Below are 424 nucleotides of genomic sequence, written 5' to 3'. Positions count from 1 at the left end.
AGGGTTTTATTGCCTTTGATGTGTTGCTTAACGTGTCCATCAACCGTCAAATGGTCGTTCGCATGAATGTGTTGAAACCGCTCATTCTCTACCGTTAAATGAAGGTCATGCTTGATGTGGTCTTTGCGGTCGTGTTGCACCAAAAGGTTCATGTCCTTTTGGGCATGGACATAGATTTCTTCTTTCTCTGCTTGGTCTTCGAACCTTAGCTCGTTGAACCCCTCCCCTTGGTGGGTTTCTGTTCTCAATACCGTGCGGGTTTTGTGCTCTGGCAACGGATAAGGCGGGGTGTTGGTGGCATGATAGGTGCGACCCGTGATGATGGGTTGGTCAGGGTCGCCTTCCAAGAAAGACACAATCACTTCATGACCGATGCGCGGAATGGCCATCATGCCGTATTGGCTGCCTGCCCAGCCTTGAGAAA

General features: G+C 50.0%; 1 protein-coding gene. It reads right to left on the bottom strand.

Translation table 11 applies throughout. From position 1 onward, the window contains the following. A partial coding sequence (locus ATN88_RS25355; RefSeq protein WP_232313529.1) for a type VI secretion system Vgr family protein occupies positions 1-424 on the bottom strand: 424 nt, incomplete at both ends.

It is taken from the genome of Enterovibrio coralii (assembly GCF_001559595.1).
GTDB lineage: Bacteria > Pseudomonadota > Gammaproteobacteria > Enterobacterales > Vibrionaceae > Enterovibrio > Enterovibrio coralii.
This window is presented reverse-complemented; position numbering and strand designations above follow the sequence as displayed.